At 53.8% G+C, this 19,149-nt stretch carries 18 protein-coding genes and 1 pseudogene; 12 read left to right on the top strand and 7 right to left on the bottom strand.

The genetic code is table 11. The features are described 5' to 3' along the window. The first annotated feature begins 21 nt into the window (after positions 1 to 21). The 9 genes and pseudogenes from smc to leuS all read left to right on the top strand — a co-directional run bounded on the left by smc (position 22) and on the right by leuS (position 10,288). The gene (gene smc, locus BN3911_RS06325; RefSeq protein WP_066862913.1) at positions 22 to 3,585 is read left to right on the top strand and encodes a chromosome segregation protein SMC; all 3,564 of its coding nucleotides are present in this window, start codon (positions 22 to 24) and stop codon (positions 3,583 to 3,585) included. Between the two features lie 44 nt (positions 3,586 to 3,629). Beyond that, positions 3,630 to 4,532 (top strand): annotated as a pseudogene (ftsY, locus tag BN3911_RS06320) (signal recognition particle-docking protein FtsY); the annotation flags it as partial. Positions 4,533 to 4,795: 263 nt separating this feature from the next. Beyond that, entirely contained in the window at positions 4,796 to 5,380 is a 585-nt protein-coding gene (gene rdgB, locus BN3911_RS06315; protein ID WP_066862910.1) for an RdgB/HAM1 family non-canonical purine NTP pyrophosphatase, read from the top strand. Continuing rightward, complete coding sequence (locus BN3911_RS06310) at positions 5,377 to 5,850, top strand: GNAT family N-acetyltransferase (RefSeq protein ID WP_066862907.1); 474 nt, start codon at positions 5,377 to 5,379, stop codon at positions 5,848 to 5,850. The genes rdgB and BN3911_RS06310 overlap by 4 nt, the downstream gene beginning before the upstream one ends. 70 nt (positions 5,851 to 5,920) lie before the next feature. Further along, positions 5,921 to 6,217 (top strand): YhbY family RNA-binding protein, encoded by a 297-nt coding sequence (locus BN3911_RS06305; RefSeq protein WP_066862904.1) that lies wholly within the window; start codon positions 5,921 to 5,923, stop codon positions 6,215 to 6,217. An 18-nt stretch (positions 6,218 to 6,235) separates the two neighbouring features. After that, complete coding sequence (nadD, locus tag BN3911_RS06300; RefSeq protein ID WP_066862900.1) at positions 6,236 to 6,859, top strand: nicotinate (nicotinamide) nucleotide adenylyltransferase; 624 nt, start codon at positions 6,236 to 6,238, stop codon at positions 6,857 to 6,859. Beyond that, positions 6,856 to 7,434, top strand: a complete 579-nt coding sequence (yqeK, locus tag BN3911_RS06295) for a bis(5'-nucleosyl)-tetraphosphatase (symmetrical) YqeK (RefSeq protein ID WP_066862897.1) — start codon at positions 6,856 to 6,858, stop codon at positions 7,432 to 7,434. The genes nadD and yqeK overlap by 4 nt, the downstream gene beginning before the upstream one ends. Positions 7,435 to 7,436: 2 nt before the next feature. Further along, positions 7,437 to 7,787: a ribosome silencing factor gene (gene rsfS / locus BN3911_RS06290; RefSeq protein ID WP_066862895.1), complete on the top strand. Its 351-nt coding sequence runs from the start codon at positions 7,437 to 7,439 to the stop codon at positions 7,785 to 7,787. 92 nt (positions 7,788 to 7,879) lie between these two features. After that, the gene (gene leuS / locus BN3911_RS06285; RefSeq protein ID WP_066862892.1) at positions 7,880 to 10,288 is read left to right on the top strand and encodes a leucine--tRNA ligase; all 2,409 of its coding nucleotides are present in this window, start codon (positions 7,880 to 7,882) and stop codon (positions 10,286 to 10,288) included. Positions 10,289 to 10,434: 146 nt separating this feature from the next. Here the strand turns inward: leuS and BN3911_RS06280 are convergent, their stop codons facing one another. The 4 genes from BN3911_RS06280 to BN3911_RS06265 all read right to left on the bottom strand — a co-directional run bounded on the left by BN3911_RS06280 (position 10,435) and on the right by BN3911_RS06265 (position 13,143). Next, positions 10,435 to 11,151, bottom strand: coding sequence for an ABC transporter permease (locus BN3911_RS06280; protein WP_066862889.1), 717 nt, complete (start codon positions 11,149 to 11,151; stop codon positions 10,435 to 10,437). Continuing rightward, positions 11,148 to 11,963: an ABC transporter ATP-binding protein gene (locus tag BN3911_RS06275; protein WP_066862886.1), complete on the bottom strand. Its 816-nt coding sequence runs from the start codon at positions 11,961 to 11,963 to the stop codon at positions 11,148 to 11,150. Before BN3911_RS06275 ends, BN3911_RS06280 begins: the two co-directional genes overlap by 4 nt. Continuing rightward, positions 11,960 to 12,760, bottom strand: coding sequence for a MerR family transcriptional regulator (locus tag BN3911_RS06270; RefSeq protein ID WP_066862884.1), 801 nt, complete (start codon positions 12,758 to 12,760; stop codon positions 11,960 to 11,962). Before BN3911_RS06270 ends, BN3911_RS06275 begins: the two co-directional genes overlap by 4 nt. Before the next feature lie 134 nt (positions 12,761 to 12,894). Further along, complete coding sequence (locus tag BN3911_RS06265) at positions 12,895 to 13,143, bottom strand: helix-turn-helix domain-containing protein (protein ID WP_066862881.1); 249 nt, start codon at positions 13,141 to 13,143, stop codon at positions 12,895 to 12,897. Positions 13,144 to 13,310: 167 nt separating this feature from the next. On the opposite strand from BN3911_RS06265, the gene BN3911_RS06260 reads away from it, so the two are divergent. Then, entirely contained in the window at positions 13,311 to 13,685 is a 375-nt protein-coding gene (locus BN3911_RS06260; RefSeq protein WP_066862878.1) for a hypothetical protein, read from the top strand. 57 nt (positions 13,686 to 13,742) lie between these two features. On the opposite strand, the gene BN3911_RS06255 is transcribed toward BN3911_RS06260, so the two are convergent. The 3 genes from BN3911_RS06255 to BN3911_RS06245 are packed head-to-tail and all read right to left on the bottom strand — an operon-like array spanning position 13,743 to position 16,866. After that, positions 13,743 to 14,018, bottom strand: a complete 276-nt coding sequence (locus tag BN3911_RS06255) for a hypothetical protein (protein ID WP_147578538.1) — start codon at positions 14,016 to 14,018, stop codon at positions 13,743 to 13,745. A gap of 60 nt (positions 14,019 to 14,078) precedes the next feature. Further along, positions 14,079 to 16,091 (bottom strand): ABC transporter permease, encoded by a 2,013-nt coding sequence (locus BN3911_RS06250; RefSeq protein ID WP_066862872.1) that lies wholly within the window; start codon positions 16,089 to 16,091, stop codon positions 14,079 to 14,081. Beyond that, positions 16,084 to 16,866, bottom strand: a complete 783-nt coding sequence (locus BN3911_RS06245; RefSeq protein WP_066862870.1) for an ABC transporter ATP-binding protein — start codon at positions 16,864 to 16,866, stop codon at positions 16,084 to 16,086. The genes BN3911_RS06250 and BN3911_RS06245 overlap by 8 nt, the downstream gene beginning before the upstream one ends. A 287-nt stretch (positions 16,867 to 17,153) precedes the next feature. Between BN3911_RS06245 and BN3911_RS06240 the strand changes: the two genes are divergently transcribed. Both BN3911_RS06240 and BN3911_RS06235 read left to right on the top strand, forming a co-directional pair. Further along, entirely contained in the window at positions 17,154 to 18,440 is a 1,287-nt protein-coding gene (locus BN3911_RS06240) for a hypothetical protein (RefSeq protein WP_066862867.1), read from the top strand. Positions 18,441 to 18,453: 13 nt separating this feature from the next. Continuing rightward, complete coding sequence (locus tag BN3911_RS06235) at positions 18,454 to 19,122, top strand: hypothetical protein (RefSeq protein ID WP_066862865.1); 669 nt, start codon at positions 18,454 to 18,456, stop codon at positions 19,120 to 19,122. Positions 19,123 to 19,149: the final 27 nt, after the last annotated feature.

The following is a 19,149-nucleotide window of genomic DNA, read 5'->3' as shown; positions in this document are numbered from 1 at the left end:
TCTTGAGAGGAATTTGCGTACATGATTTTAAAATCTTTGGAACTGCAGGGGTTTAAAACCTTTCCGGACAAGACGACGCTGACCTTTGAGCGGGGCATCACTTCTGTGGTGGGACCGAATGGCAGCGGCAAGAGCAACATCAGCGACGCTATGCGTTGGGTGCTTGGCGAACAATCGGTCCGCACCCTGCGTTGTTCCAAAATGGAAGACGTCATCTTCGGCGGGACGCCCCAGCGGAAAGCGCAGGGCTTTGCGGAGGTCACCCTGACCATTGACAACACAGACCGCCGTCTGCCTTTTGACAATGATACTGTAGCTGTGAGCCGCCGGTATTACCGGTCCGGGGAAAGCGAATATCTGATCAATAAGGCAACTGTGCGGTTGAAGGATATCAATGAGCTGTTTATGGATACAGGCCTCGGCAGGGATGGTTATTCCATCATTGGACAGGGAAAAATCGACAGTATTGTGGCCGCACGTTCCGAGGACAGGCGAGAGATTTTTGAAGAGGCGGCAGGAATTTCACGTTACCGCTACCGAAAAGAGGAATCGGAACGCAGGCTTTCCAGAGCTGAGGAAAATCTGGTACGCCTGCGGGATATTCTTTCTGAGCTTGAGGACCGAGTGGAGCCTCTGCGGGTTCAGGCAGAAAAAGCGGAGCAGTTTATTGCCTTTGACGCGGAAAAGAAGGAATTGGAAATCGGTATTTGGCTGGAAACTTTGGAGAGATCCGGCAAGGTTTTGCGGGAGCATGAGGAAAAAATTTCCCTTGCCCGCGCCCAACATGAGGAGATCGAAGAAGAACTGGAGCAGATTGCTGTCAGAATAGAGCAAAACTATCGTGAGACCAATGACTGCACGGCGCAGATGGATGTTGCCAGGAACGAGGCGGCTGATTTGGACGGACAGGCCGTCCGCACGGAAGGAGAAATCGGACTGCTGCGCAACGAAATCTCCCACAATTCCCAGGATGTCCGCCGTTTGCAGGAGCAGATCGAGGCCGCGGCAGCTTCCGGGGAGGATATCGACCGGGAAATTGCCGGGAAGCAGGCGGAGATTACCGGGAAAGAACGCAGTATTGAGGAGAGCAGAGACAAGCTGTTGACCTTTACACAGCGGCTGGAAGAATTGCGCCAGGGCGCAGATGAAGCCACGCGCCAAATCGAGCAGGCCGCTCTTGTTCTGGCAGAGCGAAATGCAGCGCTGGCTGAAGAACGGATTCGGCTTTCCTCTGCAAGGTCGTCGGCTGCAGAGCTTCAGCTGCGCGCAGGTTCCATCGGGGAAAGCGTGCTGCGCAGCGAGGCAAGAAAAAAGGCGCTGGAAGAGGAAATATCGGAGCTGGAAGAGATGCGCTCCGATATCGAACATACCATCGAAGCGCAGGAAAATGCGGTAAAGGGGTATGAGCTTCGGCTGGATGGCCGCAGAAAAAAAGCGCAGGCAGCCGGGGAAGAGCTCAACAGGGCTACGCTCGACGCCAACGAACAGCTGCGGCGGGCAAAACTGTTGGAGGATCTGGAGCGGAACTTGGAAGGTTTTGCCCAAAGCGTCAAAGCGGTCATGAAGGAGGCCGGCCGGGGAATGCTGACCGGCGTCTGCGGACCTGTGACAAAGCTGCTGAGCGTTCCCAGGGAATACGCTGTGGCTCTGGAGACTGCGCTGGGCGCCGCCATGCAGAATGTGGTGGTGGAATCAGAGCAGGATGCGAAAAAGGCGATCAGTCTGTTGAAGCAACGGGATCTGGGCAGGGCCACTTTTCTGCCTCTGACTACCATTCGCGGCACTGTGTTGGATAAGCGGGAGATGGAGGAACTTCCCGGTTTTGTGGGAATCGCTTCCGAGCTGTGCCGTTGTGACCCAAAATACAGCGGTATCCGGGATTCCCTGCTGGGCAGGGTAGCGGTGGCCGAGGATCTGGACAGCGCTGTAAGCATTGCCAAGCGCATGAAATACCGTTTTCGCATCGTCAGCCTGGACGGTCAGGTGGTCAATGCGGGTGGGTCTCTGACCGGCGGCTCCCGAGCACGCAATTCCGGCCTGCTGAGCAGGGCGTCCGAGATTGAACGAATCCGGGAAAAAGCCGCTGTACTCCAGAAGAAAGCCGAGCAGGCTGCAGCTGAATTGAAGGCGCGGCAGACAGAGCTTTCTTCCTGCGAAGCGGAGCTGGACGCTGCGAAGGGAGAGCTCTCTTCCAGCCAGGAGGACCGGATTAAGCTGGTTTCTGAATACGCCCGCGCAGTCCGGGAGCTGGAAAGCGTCCGGCTGGAGGCAGAAAACCTTTCCAGGGAACAGCAGGATTCCAGCGCAAGGCTTGAAGAGCTGGAAGCGGCGGGTCGACTCTCTGCGGAGAAGATTGCTGAGCTGGAAAGCCAGGTGCAGGAGGCGGACGAAACTGCCAAAACCCTGACTGGAAGCAGAGAAGAGCAGATTTCCCGGTGCGACGATATTTCCCAGACAATCCAGGAAATTCGTTTGGGAGAATTTGCCGCTCAGAAGGACAGGGATGCACTGCTGGCTGCTGTGGCGGAGCTTCAAGCCAGAAAACTGCACAGCAGCGGAACGGTACAAAAGCTGAGAGAGGAAATAGAGGCTCTGGAAGCGGAGACACACAGGCTTGAAGAGGAAATCCGCCTGCAGGCAGAAAAAGCCGCCCACTTGAAGGCAGAGGCGGAGGAAAAGCGGACCGGAGCAAAAAGAACGGCAGAAAAACGCACTTCGCTGGAGCAGGAGGCAGGTGAACTGCGCGTCAGGGAACGGGAGACCGGAGCCCGGCGGGAAAATGTCGGCCATGAGCTGGCAAGGCTGCAGGAGCGCAGCGAGAACCTGCAGCGGGAATACGATACCATCATTTCCAGGCTTTGGGAGGAGTATGAGCTTACCCGCAGAGAGGCCGAAGAGATCGGCAAAAAAATTGAAGACCTGCCTGCAGCCCAAAAACGTCTCAACGAGCTGAAGAACCGGATTAAGGCGCTGGGCGCTGTGAATGTGGGCGCTGTGGTGGAATATAAGGAGGTTTCTGAACGCTATCAATTTCTCAAAGGACAGATTGAAGATGTGGAGAAATCGAAGGAAGAGCTGCTCAAGCTGATCGGCGAGCTCACCAAGCAGATGCGGGAACAGTTTGTAGAGCGGTTCGGAGAGATCAATCGGAATTTCGGCACAATTTTCCGGGAACTGTTTGGAGGCGGCGCGGCAGAGCTCTCCTTTACAGATGAGAGCGATGTGCTCAATTCCGGCATTGAAATCAAGGTGCATCCTCCCGGCAAGATCGTCACCCATATTGAATCCCTGTCAGGCGGGGAAAAGGCGCTGGTAGCCATTTCCATCTACTTTGCCATCATGCGGGTCAATCCGCCGCCCTTCTGTGTGCTGGATGAGATTGAGGCCGCCTTGGATGATGTGAATGTGGCGCGGTATGCGCAGTATCTGCGGCGTATGAGCGGAAATTCCCAGTTTATCACCATCACCCACCGGCGGGGTACTATGGAAGGGTCCGATATGCTCTACGGCGTCACGATGCAGGATCAGGGCATTTCCAAGCTGTTGGCCCTGAAGACGGAAGAGGCGGTAGAGCAGCTGGGCTGACTGGGACGGGGTAGAAATTTACAGGAGAAAAGGGAGAACATGACATGGGCTTTTTTGACAAAATCAGAGATGGGCTGAAAAAGACCCGGGAGAGTATCAGCGGGCAGATTACCCAAATGGTCAACTCCTTCACAAAAATTGACGAAGAGCTCTTTGAGGAGCTGGAAGAGCTGCTGGTGATGGGAGATGTGGGAGTAACTACCTCGCAATTTGTCACCGGGGAGCTTCGCAAAAAGATCAAGGAGAAGGGGATTACGGATCCGTCTCTCATTATGGATGAGCTGAAGGCGATTGTGGCGGAGCTGCTCGTCGGAGACGACAGCCTCCACATTTCCACCAAGCCGTCCGTCATTTTGGTGATCGGCGTCAACGGCGTGGGCAAGACCACCACAATCGGAAAGCTTGCTTCCCGGCTGAAGTCAGAAGGAAAATCGGTAATCTTGGGGGCGGCGGACACCTTTCGCGCTGCGGCGATCGAGCAGTTGGAGATTTGGGCGGAGCGGGCAGGCGTGCCGCTGATTAAGCACGGAGAAGGCGCAGACCCGGCGGCTGTGGTATTCGACACCATTGCGGCGGCCAAGGCGCGGGACTGCGATGTTATCATCTGCGATACGGCGGGAAGGCTGCACAATAAGAAAAACCTGATGGACGAGCTCTCAAAAATATCCCGCATCATCGACCGGGAGCTGCCTGGCTGTGACCGTGAAACCCTGCTGGTACTGGATGCGGCCACGGGACAGAATGCGGTGAACCAGGCCCGGGAGTTCCAAAGCGCGGCGGGCATCACCGGAATCGTGCTCACCAAGCTGGACGGAACGCCAAAGGGAGGCGTTGTGCTGCCCATCAAGCAGGATCTGGGCCTGCCGGTGAAATTCATCGGCGTGGGGGAACAGGTGGACGACCTGCAGCCGTTTGACGCGGCTTCCTTTGCAGACGCTCTGTTCGATACCGAAAGGGATGACGATAGACCTATTCTGGAGCAGGATGCTGGTGTTGAGCCGAAGCCCTGGGAGGAAGAACAGCCCCTGTCGGAAACGGAGGAGGAAGCTGCGGCTTTTGAAACAGCCGAAGAAGAGGAACAGGAGGGATTAGAGCCAGAAGCCGAAGAACCCGGACGGGCGGCTGCCGAAGAGGAAGTCCGTCCGGAGAAGAAGAAAAAGCGTTTCTGGCCCTTTGGACGGAAAAAGGACGAAAGCGGGGAGGAATCGGAATGAAATTTGTAATCGCGACCCATAATCAGGGTAAAATCGTTGAGTTCAGGCGTATGCTGGAACCCATGGGAATCGAAGTGGTAATGGCTGAACTTTCCGAGCCGGAGGAGACGGGAAAAACCTTTGGGGAAAACGCCTATATCAAGGCGGAATCCGCCTGCCGGGAAACCGGGCTGCCCGCCGTGGCGGATGATTCCGGTCTGTGTGTGGACTATCTGGACGGCGCGCCGGGAATCTATTCCGCCCGCTTTGCGGAACCGGGCAAGCGCAGGCTCACCGTGCTGGAAAAACTGCACGGCGTGCCGGAAGAACAGCGGGGCGCCCATTTTGTCAGCGCCGTATGCTGTGTGTTTCCCAACGGCGACCGGATTGATGCCGAGGGGAAGTGCTTCGGCGCCATCGCTCAGGAGTCCCGGGGTGAGAACGGCTTTGGCTATGATTCTATCTTTGTTCAGGATGGCAGGACCTTTGGTGAGATGTCCGATCAGGAAAAAGATGCCCGCAGCCACAGAGGCAAGGCTTTTGAGGAATTTGAGAGGAAGCTGAAAGAATACTTGGAGGGCCTGGAAAAGGAAAACGTATGATGGAATTGAAAAAAGTGGATAGGGGCAATTTGGAGGCTATGCTCTCCCTAGAAGTGGATAAAGGGCAGGAAAGCTTTGTGGCTCCCAATGTGGTAAGCCTTGCCGAAGCCTACGTAGCCGTTACCTCAGGATTTGCTGCTCTCCCCTTTGGCATCTACGAAGACGGCGTACCGGTGGGATTTGTGATGTTTGGATACGGCCAGGACCCTGAATCTCCCCCTGTTGCCAAGAATAACTACTGTATCTGGCGGTTTATGATCGACAAGGCTTACCAGCACCGTGGGTTAGGTCGTAAGGCTTTAGATATCTTTCTGGAGTATCTCAGAACCTATCCCTGCGGAAGAGCAGAGTATTGCTGGCTTTCGTATGAACCGGAAAACGAGAAGGCGAGAAGCTTATATAGAAGCGCAGGATTCCGGGAAAACGGTGAGGTTTGTGGGGGAGAATTTGTAAGCGTACGAAAGCTGTGATGGAGAAGTGCCTTTGGCTGTGCCGAACGCAGCCGAAAGTAAATTTGTAGGATAGAAAAAAGGAGAAATTATGTTAACTAGTAAACAACGGGCGTATCTGCGCTCTTTGGCAGTCAATGAAGACACCATTTTGATGGTGGGAAAATCCGGCATGGGACCGGAAGTGGTCAAGCAGGCGGACGACGCCCTGGAAAAGCGGGAGCTGATCAAAGGACGCGTGCTGCCGGAAACCTCGCCGATCTCCCCCAGAGAAGCAGCGGAGGAGCTTGCCGGAAAGACAGACAGCGAAGTCGTGCAGGTGATCGGTTCGAAATTCGTGCTGTACCGTAGAAAGAAAAAAGATCCGAAAATTGTATTGCCCCGCTGAATCCGGGAGGCGTGTGTTTTGAAAACAGGTATCTACGGGGGGACCTTCAACCCCATCCATCTGGGCCACCTCCATATTTTGCAGGAATTTATCCGAAGGCTGTCGCTAGATCGGGTGCTGCTGATCCCTACCCGTATTCCGCCCCACAAGCAGGCAGAGTCCTTGGCGGAGGCGGAGGACCGTTTGGAAATGTGCAGGCTTGCGGCGGAGGAAATCACAGAGGCGCCTGTTCTGCTCTCCCGATTGGAGCTGTCCCGGGAAGGAAAAAGCTATACGGCAGAGACCCTGGAAGAGTTAAAGCGGGAATTTCCTGGAGATGAGTTTTATTTGCTGATGGGGGAAGACATGTTTTTGACGGTGGACCGCTGGTATCGCCCGGAAACGATCTTTGCCCTGGCGAAAATCTGTGCCTCTCCGCGCAGCGCAGATGGATTCAGACAGCTGAAGGAGAAAAAGCGGGAACTGGAAGACCGCTTTGGCGCTCGCTGCTGTGTGGAGGACATCCCTTACTGGAAGATTTCTTCCACAGAAATTCGGAAAATGGCGGCAGCCGGAGAAGAGCTGAACGGCATGACGCCCGTTTCAGTTGCAAAGTATATCCGGGAGCACAAGCTCTACGAAAAAGGAGGCCGGCGGGAATGACCTATGAACAGTGCGAGTGTGAAGTGCGTCAGCGGCTGTCGGAGAAGCGCTTTTACCACTCCCAGTGTGTGGCGGAGGAAGCGGTCCGTTTGGCCGTACTCTACGGCGCGGACCCGGAAAAGGCCAGGCTGGCGGGGCTTCTGCACGATATTCTGAAAGACACGCCCGCGGAGGAGCAGTTGAAAATCCTTCAGGGCTTTGGTATAATGATGAACGATACCGAACTGGCCAACCAAAAGCTGTGGCACGCAATCAGCGGCGCCGCCTTTCTCGAGTTTGGGCTGGGAATCCGGGACCGGGAGCTGCTTTCCGCAGTGAGGTGCCATACCAGCGGTAGAAAGAATATGACGCTGCTGGAAAAGGTGCTTTTCGTGGCGGATTATATCTCCGCCGACCGGGACTATCCCGGTGTGGAAGAGTTGCGGGCCGTGGCTCGGGAAAGTCTGGAAGAGGCCATAATCGAGGGTGTTGCCTTTACTGTGCAGGAATTGATGAGCCGTCGGGAACCGGTGGCTTCTGCTTCCATTGACGCCTATAACGACGCAGTTGCCGTCCTGAAGGAAAAGGAGAAATGAGAATGAATTCTTTGGAATTGGCTGGGCGTGCCGCCCGGCTTTTAGATGACAAAAAAGCGCAGAGAATCAATGTGATCAAAATAGAGGATATTTCCAGCATTGCAGATTATTTTGTCATTGCCACCGGTACCAGCAGCACCCATGTGAGATCTCTCGCGGATGAGGTGGAGGAAAAGCTGAAAGCGGAAGAGGCATTGCAGCCCCGGGTGGAGGGTTACCGCTCTAATTCCTGGATTCTGCTGGACTATGGCAATGTGGTGGTTCACGTGTTTACCCAGGAAGCCCGCGACTTTTATGATCTGGACAGATTGTGGGCGGACGGAGCCAAGGTGGATTGGCAGTCAGAGGAATGACAGAATGCGGCTGTGCGTTTGTATACGCTGCCGCCCGGACAGGCGCAGGATCGGATAAAAACTAGGATAAATCATGGAAAGGTCGAATGGATATGAAATATGAACACAAGGCCGTGGAGCCGAAGTGGCAGGAAAAGTGGGAGGAGGCCGGCGTTTTCCATGCGGTAAACGGTTCGGACAAGCCCAAATATTACGCTCTCATTGAGTTCCCCTATCCCTCGGGACAGGGACTGCATGTGGGCCATCCCCGCCCCTATACCGCGCTGGACGTGGTGGCGAGAAAGCGCAGGCTCCAGGGATACAATGTGTTGTATCCCATAGGCTGGGATGCCTTTGGCCTGCCCACGGAAAATTACGCCATCAAGAACCATGTCCATCCGGCAGAGGTCACAAAGCAGAACATAGCCCGTTTCAAAAAACAGATTCAGTCCCTGGGCATTTCTTTCGACTGGAGCAGGGAGTTCAGCACCACGGATCCCGACTATTACAAGTGGACCCAGTGGATCTTCCTGCAGCTGTTTAAAAAGGGTCTTGCCTATAAGAAAGAGATGAACGTCAACTGGTGTACTTCCTGCAAATGCGTTCTTGCCAATGAGGAAGTGGTCAACGGCGTGTGTGAGCGCTGCGGCAGCGAGGTGGTTCACAAGGTAAAGAGCCAGTGGATGATGAAGATTACCGAATACGCGCAGCGGCTCATCGACGACCTGGACCTGGTGGATTATCCGGAGCGGGTGAAAGCCCAGCAGAAAAACTGGATTGGCCGTTCCACCGGCGCGGAGGTGGATTTTACCACTAGCACAGGGGACAAGCTCACTGTGTACACCACCCGTCCCGACACGCTGTACGGCGCCACTTATATGGTGGTTTCTCCGGAGCATCCCTATCTTGAAAAATGGGAGGATAAGCTGCAGAACCTGGATGCAGTGCGTGCGTATCAGGAGCAGGCGGCAAAGAAATCCGATTTTGAACGCACGGAGCTTGCCAAGGAAAAAACCGGCGTAAAGCTTGAAGGGGTTTCCGCAGTCAACCCTCTGACCGGGAAGGAAATTCCGATCTTTATCTCTGACTATGTGCTGGTTTCCTACGGGACCGGCGCCATCATGGCGGTGCCTGCCCACGATACCAGAGACTGGGAATTCGCCAGGAAGTTTGACCTGCCCATCATCGAAGTGGTGCAGGGAGGCAATGTGCAGGAGGAGGCTTTCACAGACTGCGATACAGGCGTGATGGTCAATTCCGGCATTTTCGACGGCCTGACCGTGGAGGACGCCAAAAAGAAAATCACCGAATATCTGGAGCAGTCCGGCATCGGCCGCTCCAAGGTGAATTATAAGCTGCGCGATTGGGTCTTCTCCCGCCAGCGCTATTGGGGCGAACCCATCCCCGTGGTCTATTGTGAGAAATGCGGCTGGGTCCCGCTGCCGGAAAGTGAGCTCCCCTTGAAGCTGCCTGAAGTAGAATCCTACGAGCCCACGGATAACGGCGAATCCCCGCTGGCCCATATGACAGATTGGGTGAATACCACCTGCCCCCACTGCGGCGGCCCCGCCAAGCGGGAAACGGACACCATGCCCCAATGGGCGGGTTCCTCCTGGTATTTCCTGCGCTATATGGATCCCCACAACAGCGGCGCTTTTGCCTCCAAGGAGGCGCTGGATTACTGGTCCCCGGTGGACTGGTACAACGGCGGTATGGAGCACACCACCCTGCACCTGCTGTACAGCCGTTTCTGGCATAAATTCCTGTTTGACCAGGGCCTGGTGCCCACACCGGAGCCCTATCAGAAGCGTACCAGCCACGGGATGATCCTGGGTGAAAACGGCGAGAAGATGAGCAAATCCAGGGGGAACGTGGTGAATCCTGACGAAATCGTCAGCGAATACGGCGCGGACACCCTCCGCCTGTACGAGATGTTCATTGGGGATTTTGAAAAGGCCGCCCCCTGGAGCAACGCGGGTATCAAGGGCTGCCGCCGCTTTGTGGAGCGTTACTGGAACCTGCAGAATATCATTTCCCGGGAAAAGGGCGTCCGCAAAGAGTTGGAAGGCGTGTTCCATAAGACGATCAAAAAGGTCAGTGAGGACACGGAAATTCTGAAATTCAACACTGCCATCGCCGCTCTGATGACCCTGATGAATGCGGTCAGCGAGAAGGGCGATATCACAAAAGAAGAGCTCCGGCTTTTCACCATCCTGCTCAATCCTTTTGCCCCTCATATCACTGAGGAAATGTGGGCGCTCTGCGGCTTGGGCGAGGGCCTGGTAGCCCAGCAGACATGGCCGGAGTACGATGAAGAGAAGTGCAAGGATGATACGGTGGAAATCGTGGTACAGGTGTGTGGAAAGGTGCGGTCCCGCCTGAATGTATCCGCTGACATTCAGAAAGATGAGGCCATAGCTGCAGCCAAGGCTGACCCGAAAATTTCCGCGGAAATTGCGGGAAAGACCGTGGTCAAGGAGATCTATGTCCCCGGCAAGCTGGTGAACATTGTGGCAAAATAACCTGTTCCTGCAGGTTGGAACGGATTCGGACCAGAGTTTGGAAGGCATAAGGCGTTTTCTGAATTCATAAGAAGAAGCAGAGGCTGCAAAGCAAATTGCAGCCTCTGCTTCTTCTTTCAACCTTTCTTTCCATCGGAAAAAGCGCTCTATTCTTTTTGCAGTCTTTTCAGCAAAAGAGTACAGAGTAATACGGCGGCCGACAAAAGAACCGCCAGCGGCAGCAGGTTCTGCCAATAAACGCCTTCCTCCGTCATCAGACGGTATCCCCAGGCTGCAGGAAATATTTTTCCTGCAGATGCGAGAAAACGAGGAAGCAGGCTGATGGGAAACAGAATCCCGGACAGCATGATGGAGGGCAGAAACAGCAGCTGTGAAATCATGGTGAGCTTGGCCTGGCTTTTTACGCACAGTCCCAGGGCGCATCCCGCACTCAGAGACACTGCAAGGAAAACCGCAAGCGAACCGAAGTATAGAGGCAGGTTTCTGGGAAGTGAAGCGTCGAAAACAAAGGGAGCGGTAAGCGTGATCACCCCGCACATGATCAGCAGATGGAGAAATGCAGAGAGAGACATAGAGAGGATTCCCAGATACAGAGGTACCCCGTTGGCACTGTACATTTTCTTGACGTCACTGCCGTAATGCTCCACAAGCGAGGGCGGGAGGCCGATCAACGCTCCCATCGACACACCCATCACAGTCATGGATTGTATCAAGGTGGCTTTGGATTCCGGATTGATAGAGGTGAAAATTCCGCCCATCAGGGCATAGAACAAAAGCGGGACCACATAGCAGGTGATCAAAAGTGATTTGCTGCGGAGATCCAGTCTCCACTGCAGCGCAGTCCCATAGAGAAAAGCCTTCATTGCTGTTCCCTCCCTGTCAGCTCCATGAAATGCTGTTCCAGCGTTCCGCGGTCTGTTTTAATATCCAGTACGGCGATGCCCTTCTGCCGGTACCCCTCCAGCAGGTCCAGCATTGCGTCTGCAATGTTGTCGGCGAAGAAGCTTTCGTCACCCTGCTCGGTTTTAATGGAGATGGTGTAGCGGCTGCCGGATTTTGCCGTCAGCTCTGCGGCGGTGCCGCAAAAAACAAGGCTTCCGTCTTTTAAAATGGCCAGACGGTCGCACAAGCTCTCCACCTCCGCCATGTCGTGGCTTGCAAGCAGAATGGTTTTTCCCTCTGCTTTCAGGCGGCGGATCTGACTGTGCAGGGAAACCCTGCCCTCCACATCCAGCCCGGCGGTCGGCTCATCCAGAAAGAGGAGCTCCGGATCGCCAAGAAGTGCCAGGGCAAGGTGGAGGCGGCGTTTTTGTCCGGTAGACAGCTCCAGATACTGCTTTTTTGCAAAGCTGTTGATCCCAAGGGCGGCAAGGGTGGCGGTATCGGCCTTTACACGGTTCCATTCTGCAAACAGCCGTACGGCCTCCAGCGGCCGGATGTGGGCTGGAAGGGACGACGACTGCAGCTGAATTCCCACCCTGCCGTTGACGGCGATGGCGCCGCTGTCATACCGGCGAAGGCCCTCCACACATTCCAGGGCGGTGGTTTTTCCGGCGCCGTTTCCTCCAAGCAGTGCGAAGACTTCGCCTTTTTTCACGTGAAAGCTCAGGCCCTTCAGCACGGTATGATCTCCATAGCTCTTTTTGAGGTTTTCAACCTTCACGGCATAGCTCATTCCCGATCCTCCTCAAAGGGGTTGATTCCCAGTTCTGTAAGATAGGCGTCCAGGGCCGGGCCGAGATAGGCGTTGGCAGAGGTCTGCCTGGCCTTCCATTCATCATCCAGCCCATCGAAGCTGCCGATCTCCATCAGGTTTTCCAGAAGGCTCTCATCCCCGGCGGTAAACTCCTGAATCATATTCCAAAATTCTTCGGCAAGCGCCCGGCCTTTATCGCTTTCAGGCGGTATGCCCTCCGCCTGAAGCTCAATTGCCCGGTCATTGAGCCGGGTAAAGGTGGCGATCATCCTGAGGCCGCTGTCCTTGTCAAAGTGGTTCCGGATATGGTCCAGCGTTTTGTCGTCGAAATACTTGATCAGCCAGTAGGATTCGTTTTTCATCTGCAAATTCACGATGATATCGGCATACTTTTTAAAATCTACTGACTGCATCTGCAGCACTTCGGTCTTCAAAGCCTCTATAGCCTGCAGGGATTCGGACAGCGTCTCGATTTTTCTCCGCAGAACGGATGCCTGTTCGGTAAGCGCTGCGGCTACGTCGGCCGGTGTTTCCAGCGCGGTCAGATGGTTTTTGATGGCGTCCAGGGAAAAGCCCAGATGCTTCAAGGAGAGAATCTGATGCAGAAGGATCATATCCCTGTCGGTGTATAGCCTGCGGCCTCCCTCGCTTTCTGCTGAGGGGGAGAGCAGCCCCTGTTGGTCATAGTACTGCAGTGTGCGGACCGTCACACCCATTTTCTTTGCCATCTCTCCCACGGTCATATAGTCCTGCGGCAATTTCTTATCATATTCCATACGATACCTCCTGTTCATCATTATACTTGATGACGCTGCGTCACATGCAAGGGGAAAAGGAATGTATTCAGGCGTTTAATTGGGACAAAAAAGAGGAGAAAGCGCATGCTTCCTCCTCTTTTTTGTCGGCCGATTTAGTTTTTCTGTTCCGAATCCTCCTGCGGGGAAAACGGAACGAAAGTCAGGATGTCTCCGGGCTGGCAATTCAGCACGGTACACATTCTGGCAAGAACGTCTGCATCAAATCGTGTCAAACGGTTTTTACAGTAATTGTTGATCTGGGTCCTCTGCATGTGCGCCAGCTCGCTGAATTTTTTCTTACTTATTTTTCTGTCAGCAAGCAGTTCTTCCAAGTGAATTGCAATCTTTCCGTATGCTTCCATACTACACTGCCTTTATTAAAAAATGTGCGAATTAATTTGACATATTAAGTGTAACCGATTACAATAAAAGCGTAAGTTCTAAGAAGTTACACATGTGTTATTAGTAACACATCCTAGAATATGCATGTAATTGGAACTTAATATTCCAAGAGAGGCAGAGAAAAGAAATGGAAGACAAAATATTGGAACAAGTCGCGCAACGGTACGATACCAATGAAGCTACCGTTTGTGCGGAGATAGAATATACTTGGGAGGATATTCAAAACATTGCGGACCCGCTCCTCCGGCGCTACTGGGGGCTGATTGACCAGCCGCTGCGGCGTCCCACGGCGGCGGAGATTGTGCAGCATGTTGCCTATGCCGTATCCCTTTGCCGGCTGGTCACAGAGGAACGCGCCAGAAGTACCGGGAACCGCCTGCTCAAAGCGCCCAGCCCCCATGCGGTGCTGGCTATGCTGTACGGACGGAAAAAAACGGGGAAGGTGATGCGCGCTGCCATGCAGGCGGCCATTACGATTCGGGAAGAAAAGGAAAGACGTTAAAGGGAGAGCGCAGGCAATGGCCCGCGCTCTCCCTTTAACGTCTTTCTTATTTCGATTTCATCGCCGTCCTTTCCGGCGGTTTGCAGCCGCGGCCCAAAAGGCCAGCGCCAATAGGAGCAATATCAGGATGCCGCCGCCGATGAGGTACAGCGGGGTCCACTGGGTGGGAACGCCCCACCAATTGCTCAGGGTGGAAAGCGCTGTCTTGATGGGCCATGCCACCAAAGAGGCAATGCCAGACAGTACGTTCAGCCCTGTGTGCACCAGAAAGCTCAGAACGTCTGCCGCAATGTGCACGAAGGAACTCAATAGGTCAAAGAGAAATGACAACACGATGGAGCGCTCCTTTCTGTCCCTGTGTGGACCTCACCGGGGGACGGTTTTTCCGGTGAGTCAATCTGCCGCAGATTCAACGATTTTGTAGTAGGTTTTTGCGGTGATGGCGTAGATAATGGCATAGGCAATGGCAAATACGATAACGCAGCCCAAAGTGGAAAGCAGGATAAGCTGTACGTTCACCAGATTCAGTACTGCCAGGATCTTCTGCAGCATGGGGAATGCAAAGGCCAGATGCAGCACTGCAGTGAGCAGGGGCAGGAAAAACACCAGCAGAATCTGGCTGTGGATGCTCTTTTTCACTTCCTTATGGCTCATACCCACCTTCTGCATGATGGAGAAGCGCCTAGCGTCTTCATAGCCTTCGGAAACCTGTTTGTAGTAGATGATCAGCGCGGTGCCCAGCAGGAACAGGAAGCCCAGGAACAGCCCCAGGAAGAACAGGCCGCCGTAAAGGGAGAAAAAGTCTTCATAGGAGCTGGCGGAGTCCTCCGCTTGCAACGAGTCGAATTCCACGCCTTCCATGGGGAACGCCTCGCTGAAACGATACCGAATGGCGGAACCCAGCGCGGCGATGTCTTCCTGTTCGCCGTCGATGTCAAAATCATAGGAATAAAGGGGATCCAGCACGTTCCCTGTGGGTTCCAGGATGAATTCCACCGTTTCCATATTGGGAACCACCACGTAGTAGATGTCGTAAATCATGGCGGATCCCTCGCCGTCGTCCATATTGTAGTCTGTGCGGCGGATGGAGAATTCCCTTCCGCTGATTGTGATGGAATTGTCTGCGGGGAAGGTGCCTCGGGGGTCGGAGAGCAGCAGCTCATTGTCCCCCAGGGTCTCGTTCTGTCCGGAGAAACGGTTGAATTCCTCCAGGGTAAAGAGCGTAAATGTGCTGTAGCTGCCGGAACTATCGTACATGTACGCGCCTTCCAGGGGCGTAAAATCGTTACCGATCCGGTTCATGGAGCAGTTCCAATAGGAACGCTCCAAAAGCTGAAGGGGTTCCTTACCCACCTTTTCGCACTCTTCCTCTGCGATAGTCTGAATGGCCTCCTTGGCTGCGTCGTTGGCGCCGCGGGAGAGGATGAGGATGTTGCGGGGGTAGCGGGTGCGGATGAGGTCGTCCATGCTGGTATACAGGGAAAAGGTGGTGGAAACTGTCACCAACAGAGCGGTAAAGAGGATACAGATGGACGCCAGGCCGGCCGCGTTCTGCTTCATGCGGTAAAGCATGCCTGACACGGTGGTGAAGTGGGTGGCTTTATAGTAGAATTTCTTGTTTTTCTTCAGGATTTTCAGCATGGCTGTGATACCGGTCATAAACAACAGATAAGTGCCTAAAATGACAAGAATGACCGCTATGAAGAAGAACATCAGGGCGTCAAGGGGCGAAGTGATGGTGACGGCGATGTAGTAACCGCTACCCAACAGGAGCGCGCCCAGGACTGCCAGCAGCCAGTGGGCTTTGGGTTCCTTTTCACCAGTCTCGCCGCCGTGGAGCAGCTCGATGGGCTTTGCAAGCCGGACCTGAAGAATATTGTAGAGCATGGTGGCAAAGAAGATGCAGAAGAACAGCGCCACCGTGGAGATAACAGCGGAGGAGGGAACGATAAAGGCGATGGGAAGCTCCAGACCCAGTACTTTGCCCAGCACCAGGAACATCAATTTGGAAAACAAAATTCCCAGGCCGAGTCCCAGAACGATACAGAGCACGGCCACCATCAAAGTCTCCCGCAGGATCACCTTGGCGATATGGCGCTTTTCCATGCCCAGAATGTTGTATAACCCCAATTCTTTTTTGCGCCGTTTCATAATAAAGCTGTTGGTATAAAAGAGAAACAGCACGGAGAATATTCCGATGACGATGGAACCCAGGAACATCATGCTGGAGACGCTTGCTCCGCCGTACATGTTTTCCTGGTCGATTCCGGGACCCAGGGCGCACATGATGTAGAACATCATGGCGATGCCGATGGAGGATAAAATGTAGGGAAGGTAGACGCGGCGGTTATTGCGCAGGTTCGTCAGCGCCAGCTTCCAGTAAAAGCCTCTGCTTCTGTTAGCCATTTGCTGTAACGCCCCTTTCCGCATTCCCGGTGGCCAGTACGGTGAGCGTGTCGGAAATCTTCTGGTACATCTCATCCTGGCTCTGGCCGCCACGGTAAATCTGGTGGAAGACCTCGCCGTCCTTGATAAACAGCACACGGCTGGCACAGCTTGCGGCGCGTGTGGAATGGGTGACCATCAGAACGGTCTGGCCGTCCTGGTTAATTTCGGAGAAAATATTCATGATCTGGTCGGAGGAGCGGGAATCCAGCGCGCCGGTGGGCTCGTCGGCCAGGATGAGCTGGGGCTGTGTGATGATAGCCCGGGCGATGGCCGTGCGCTGCTTCTGGCCGCCGGAAATTTCGTAAGGGTATTTCTGCAGGATGTCCGTGATGCCCAGCTTTTGGGCGATGGGATCCAGGCGGTTCTTCATTTCGCCGTATTTTTTCCCTGCCAGCACCAGCGGCAGAAAAATGTTGTCCTGTGCAGAGAAGGTGTCCAGCAGATTGAAGTCCTGGAACACGAAGCCCAGGTTGTCGCGGCGGAAGGCGGACATCTCCTTTTCCCCCAGCGTGACGATGTTGCGCATGTTCAGAAACACTTCGCCGCCTGTGGGTTTATCCAGCCCCGCAAGGATGTTCAGCAGGGTGGTCTTGCCGGAGCCGGATTCGCCCATGATTGCCACGAATTCTCCCTTTTCCACTGTGAAGCTTACGCTGGAAAGTGCCTTTACCTGAGTCCCGCCAAGCCGGGAGGTATACACCTTTTTCAGATTGTTTACGCTCAAAAGCGCCATCTTTTTCTCTCTCCTTTGACGACTGGAATTGTTTTTTTGTTTCTGTCAAAAGTATAGGCTCTGTTTCTTACAAAATCCATAAGCCCGCCTTACAAAACTTCTTTTAACCTTACATTTTTGTAAGCTGCAGCTCTCCGGTTTTCCGAAGTTTCAGGAGAGGAAGACAGGGCTTTTTAGAAGGATTAGAAAATTATTTTATTTTTTTGCAACCGATTTCGCCTTCATGGAGTGTTATCTGTAGAAGCACCCGTCAAGGGTAAAAAACAACATACAAAAGGAGAATGGGTATGAACAGTATGATAAGAAAGACAGCGGGCATGGTTTTGGCAGCCGCTCTGGCTTTCAGTGTTACGGCATGTAAGGATGCGGGGCAAAAGCCCTCCTCGTCTACTTCCTCTGCTGCTTCTGTGGCGAGCGAAGTCGTCAAAACGCCAGAGACTCCCACATTGGGCAATGCGGATACAGAATATGACGGGTTCCAGTATCTTTACCCGGAAACTCTGGCGACAGAATCCAAGAAAAATGAAGAAACCCAGAAGATGGAGAACGAAAGCGTCGTGGTATACCTTCCCAAGAGTGATTACGCCTCGGTTCAGAGGACCAGGGCCTATGTGGAAAAAATGGGAATGGAATTTACAGTGGATATTCAGCCCTATTTCCAGTATGAGGAAGACGATTACACCTTGGCAGAAAATCTGGATTATTATCTGGAGTTGGAATACAACCCGGACTATATGGACTTTGCGGGGCTTGAGGTGGGAAAGGCTGTGGAAGATAAGGCATCGAACAGCGCTCAGGCAGTCGTAAGCTATTGCAAGTATGATATCGTGGAGGAAAAACCTGCCGCCTATTTCTGTACGTATTTTGTCAAGCAGCTGGAAAGCGGATTGAAGGTGCTGGTTTCTGCGGAGATCAGTTCTATTGAGGCTACCGGAAAGCTGCCGGAACTTCTGGACGAAATCGAGAGTTTTTACGGATTCCGCCCTGAATGGGATTCTGCCGCAGCAGAAAAGAAACTGAGCGAAACCAAAGTATCCAATGAAAAGGAGGAGGGAATCGAATCTTCATCGTCCGCTCCCGCTTCTGCCGGACTGGAAGCGGATACTTCGGCAGTTAAAAATGCCGACGGTACCTTTACCGTCTCCAACATCACCTTCAGTCTGCCTGCCGGCTGGGAAATGCAGGAAGAGGGAGAAGCTGTCTTCGCGCCGGATGGGGATTCCGTTTTTTCCGGCTGCGCAATCATGGTCATGCAGCAGTATAACGGAGCGACCTCCTCTGATCTCAGCATGTTTTCAGAAAACCCTGAGATTTTGGAAGCCCTTCTTCAAAGCTATATGGAGTCCTCTGTTGGAGAAGATTTCTCCGGAGATATGGAATTTAAGGTCTGTGAAAAATCTCCCTTTGGAATGGCGATCAAGATGAGCATGGGAAGCGACGGTACTAAAATCAATGCTTACTTTATTTTTGACGAAGAGGGTTATATGTCGGTCATGATGTCTTTGGACACAGAAGCGGATCTTCCCGCTGCGCAGGCGCTGGAAACCTTATTTGCCTCCGTGAAGCGGTCTTAAAACATAGAGCGGTATGAATAAAAAATACCAGAGAGAAATGGAACAGATCCATGCCCCCCGGGAACTGATTGACCGCACCAAACGGGAGGTCCGGGAAGCCGGGGGGCAGACTCAGAAGGCCGGAAGAAAAACGTTGGTTTTCTTTCCTCTCCGGCAGGCCGCTGCTCTTGCCGCCGCTTTGGTGCTGATTGTGCTGGTATCGATGTTCTGGCTCAGGGGAAAAGAACCGGCCTTCGCCGTAATTTCAGAGGAACTGGATCAGAACAGCCTGTCTCCCCAGTTCGGGCTTCTGGATCCCCAGCATAGAAATGTGAGCGCGGAAGAATTTGACCAGGCGTTTGAAACGGCTGCAGCTTCCCTGGAGGGAGAGGATTTTTCCGCTTATCTTGTCCGTTCCCTAAACGGGGAGGTGGAGTCGGGACGGGCTACTTTCCTGTATGAAAACTGCCGTGTGGCGGTAGCCAGGGGGGAGGAGCTCCTGCCGCAGGAGCTCACTGCTACAGCGCCGCAGCAGTTGGCGGGACTCCGGGTTTATCTGGCCCGTGAGGGGACTGGTGAATGTCTGCTGGCCGGATTCGAACTTGCAGGAAACCAGTGGCTCCTGGAAACAGACCAGTTGAAGGAGCAAGCATTTGCAGAGGTTGTGGCACGTCTGGCGGAAAGCCAGCAGAAGAATGGGTGAATGTTTGGAGGGCTTGTGGCCCTGGGA

The organism is Neglectibacter timonensis (assembly GCF_900048895.1).
GTDB classification, from domain to species: domain Bacteria; phylum Bacillota; class Clostridia; order Oscillospirales; family Acutalibacteraceae; genus Acutalibacter; species Acutalibacter timonensis.
The sequence above is the reverse complement of the archived record's forward strand: the minus strand, read 5'-3'. Positions and strand labels throughout refer to the sequence as shown.

Excerpts from the sequence above, each read along its gene's own strand:
- BN3911_RS06235 (WP_066862865.1), top strand. The coding sequence starts at position 18,454 with ATGAATAAAAAATACCAGAGAGAAATGGAACAGATCCATGCCCCCCGG.
- BN3911_RS06280 (WP_066862889.1), bottom strand. The coding sequence starts at position 11,151 with ATGAAGGCTTTTCTCTATGGGACTGCGCTGCAGTGGAGACTGGATCTC.
- leuS (WP_066862892.1), top strand. The coding sequence starts at position 7,880 with ATGAAATATGAACACAAGGCCGTGGAGCCGAAGTGGCAGGAAAAGTGG.
- BN3911_RS06310 (WP_066862907.1), top strand. The coding sequence starts at position 5,377 with ATGATGGAATTGAAAAAAGTGGATAGGGGCAATTTGGAGGCTATGCTC.
- BN3911_RS06260 (WP_066862878.1), top strand. The coding sequence starts at position 13,311 with ATGGAAGACAAAATATTGGAACAAGTCGCGCAACGGTACGATACCAAT.
- yqeK (WP_066862897.1), top strand. The coding sequence starts at position 6,856 with ATGACCTATGAACAGTGCGAGTGTGAAGTGCGTCAGCGGCTGTCGGAG.
- BN3911_RS06270 (WP_066862884.1), bottom strand. The coding sequence starts at position 12,760 with ATGGAATATGATAAGAAATTGCCGCAGGACTATATGACCGTGGGAGAG.
- smc (WP_066862913.1), top strand. The coding sequence starts at position 22 with ATGATTTTAAAATCTTTGGAACTGCAGGGGTTTAAAACCTTTCCGGAC.
- BN3911_RS06305 (WP_066862904.1), top strand. The coding sequence starts at position 5,921 with ATGTTAACTAGTAAACAACGGGCGTATCTGCGCTCTTTGGCAGTCAAT.
- BN3911_RS06265 (WP_066862881.1), bottom strand. The coding sequence starts at position 13,143 with ATGGAAGCATACGGAAAGATTGCAATTCACTTGGAAGAACTGCTTGCT.
- BN3911_RS06240 (WP_066862867.1), top strand. The coding sequence starts at position 17,154 with ATGAACAGTATGATAAGAAAGACAGCGGGCATGGTTTTGGCAGCCGCT.
- BN3911_RS06275 (WP_066862886.1), bottom strand. The coding sequence starts at position 11,963 with ATGAGCTATGCCGTGAAGGTTGAAAACCTCAAAAAGAGCTATGGAGAT.
- BN3911_RS06245 (WP_066862870.1), bottom strand. The coding sequence starts at position 16,866 with ATGGCGCTTTTGAGCGTAAACAATCTGAAAAAGGTGTATACCTCCCGG.
- BN3911_RS06250 (WP_066862872.1), bottom strand. The coding sequence starts at position 16,091 with ATGGCTAACAGAAGCAGAGGCTTTTACTGGAAGCTGGCGCTGACGAAC.
- rsfS (WP_066862895.1), top strand. The coding sequence starts at position 7,437 with ATGAATTCTTTGGAATTGGCTGGGCGTGCCGCCCGGCTTTTAGATGAC.
- rdgB (WP_066862910.1), top strand. The coding sequence starts at position 4,796 with ATGAAATTTGTAATCGCGACCCATAATCAGGGTAAAATCGTTGAGTTC.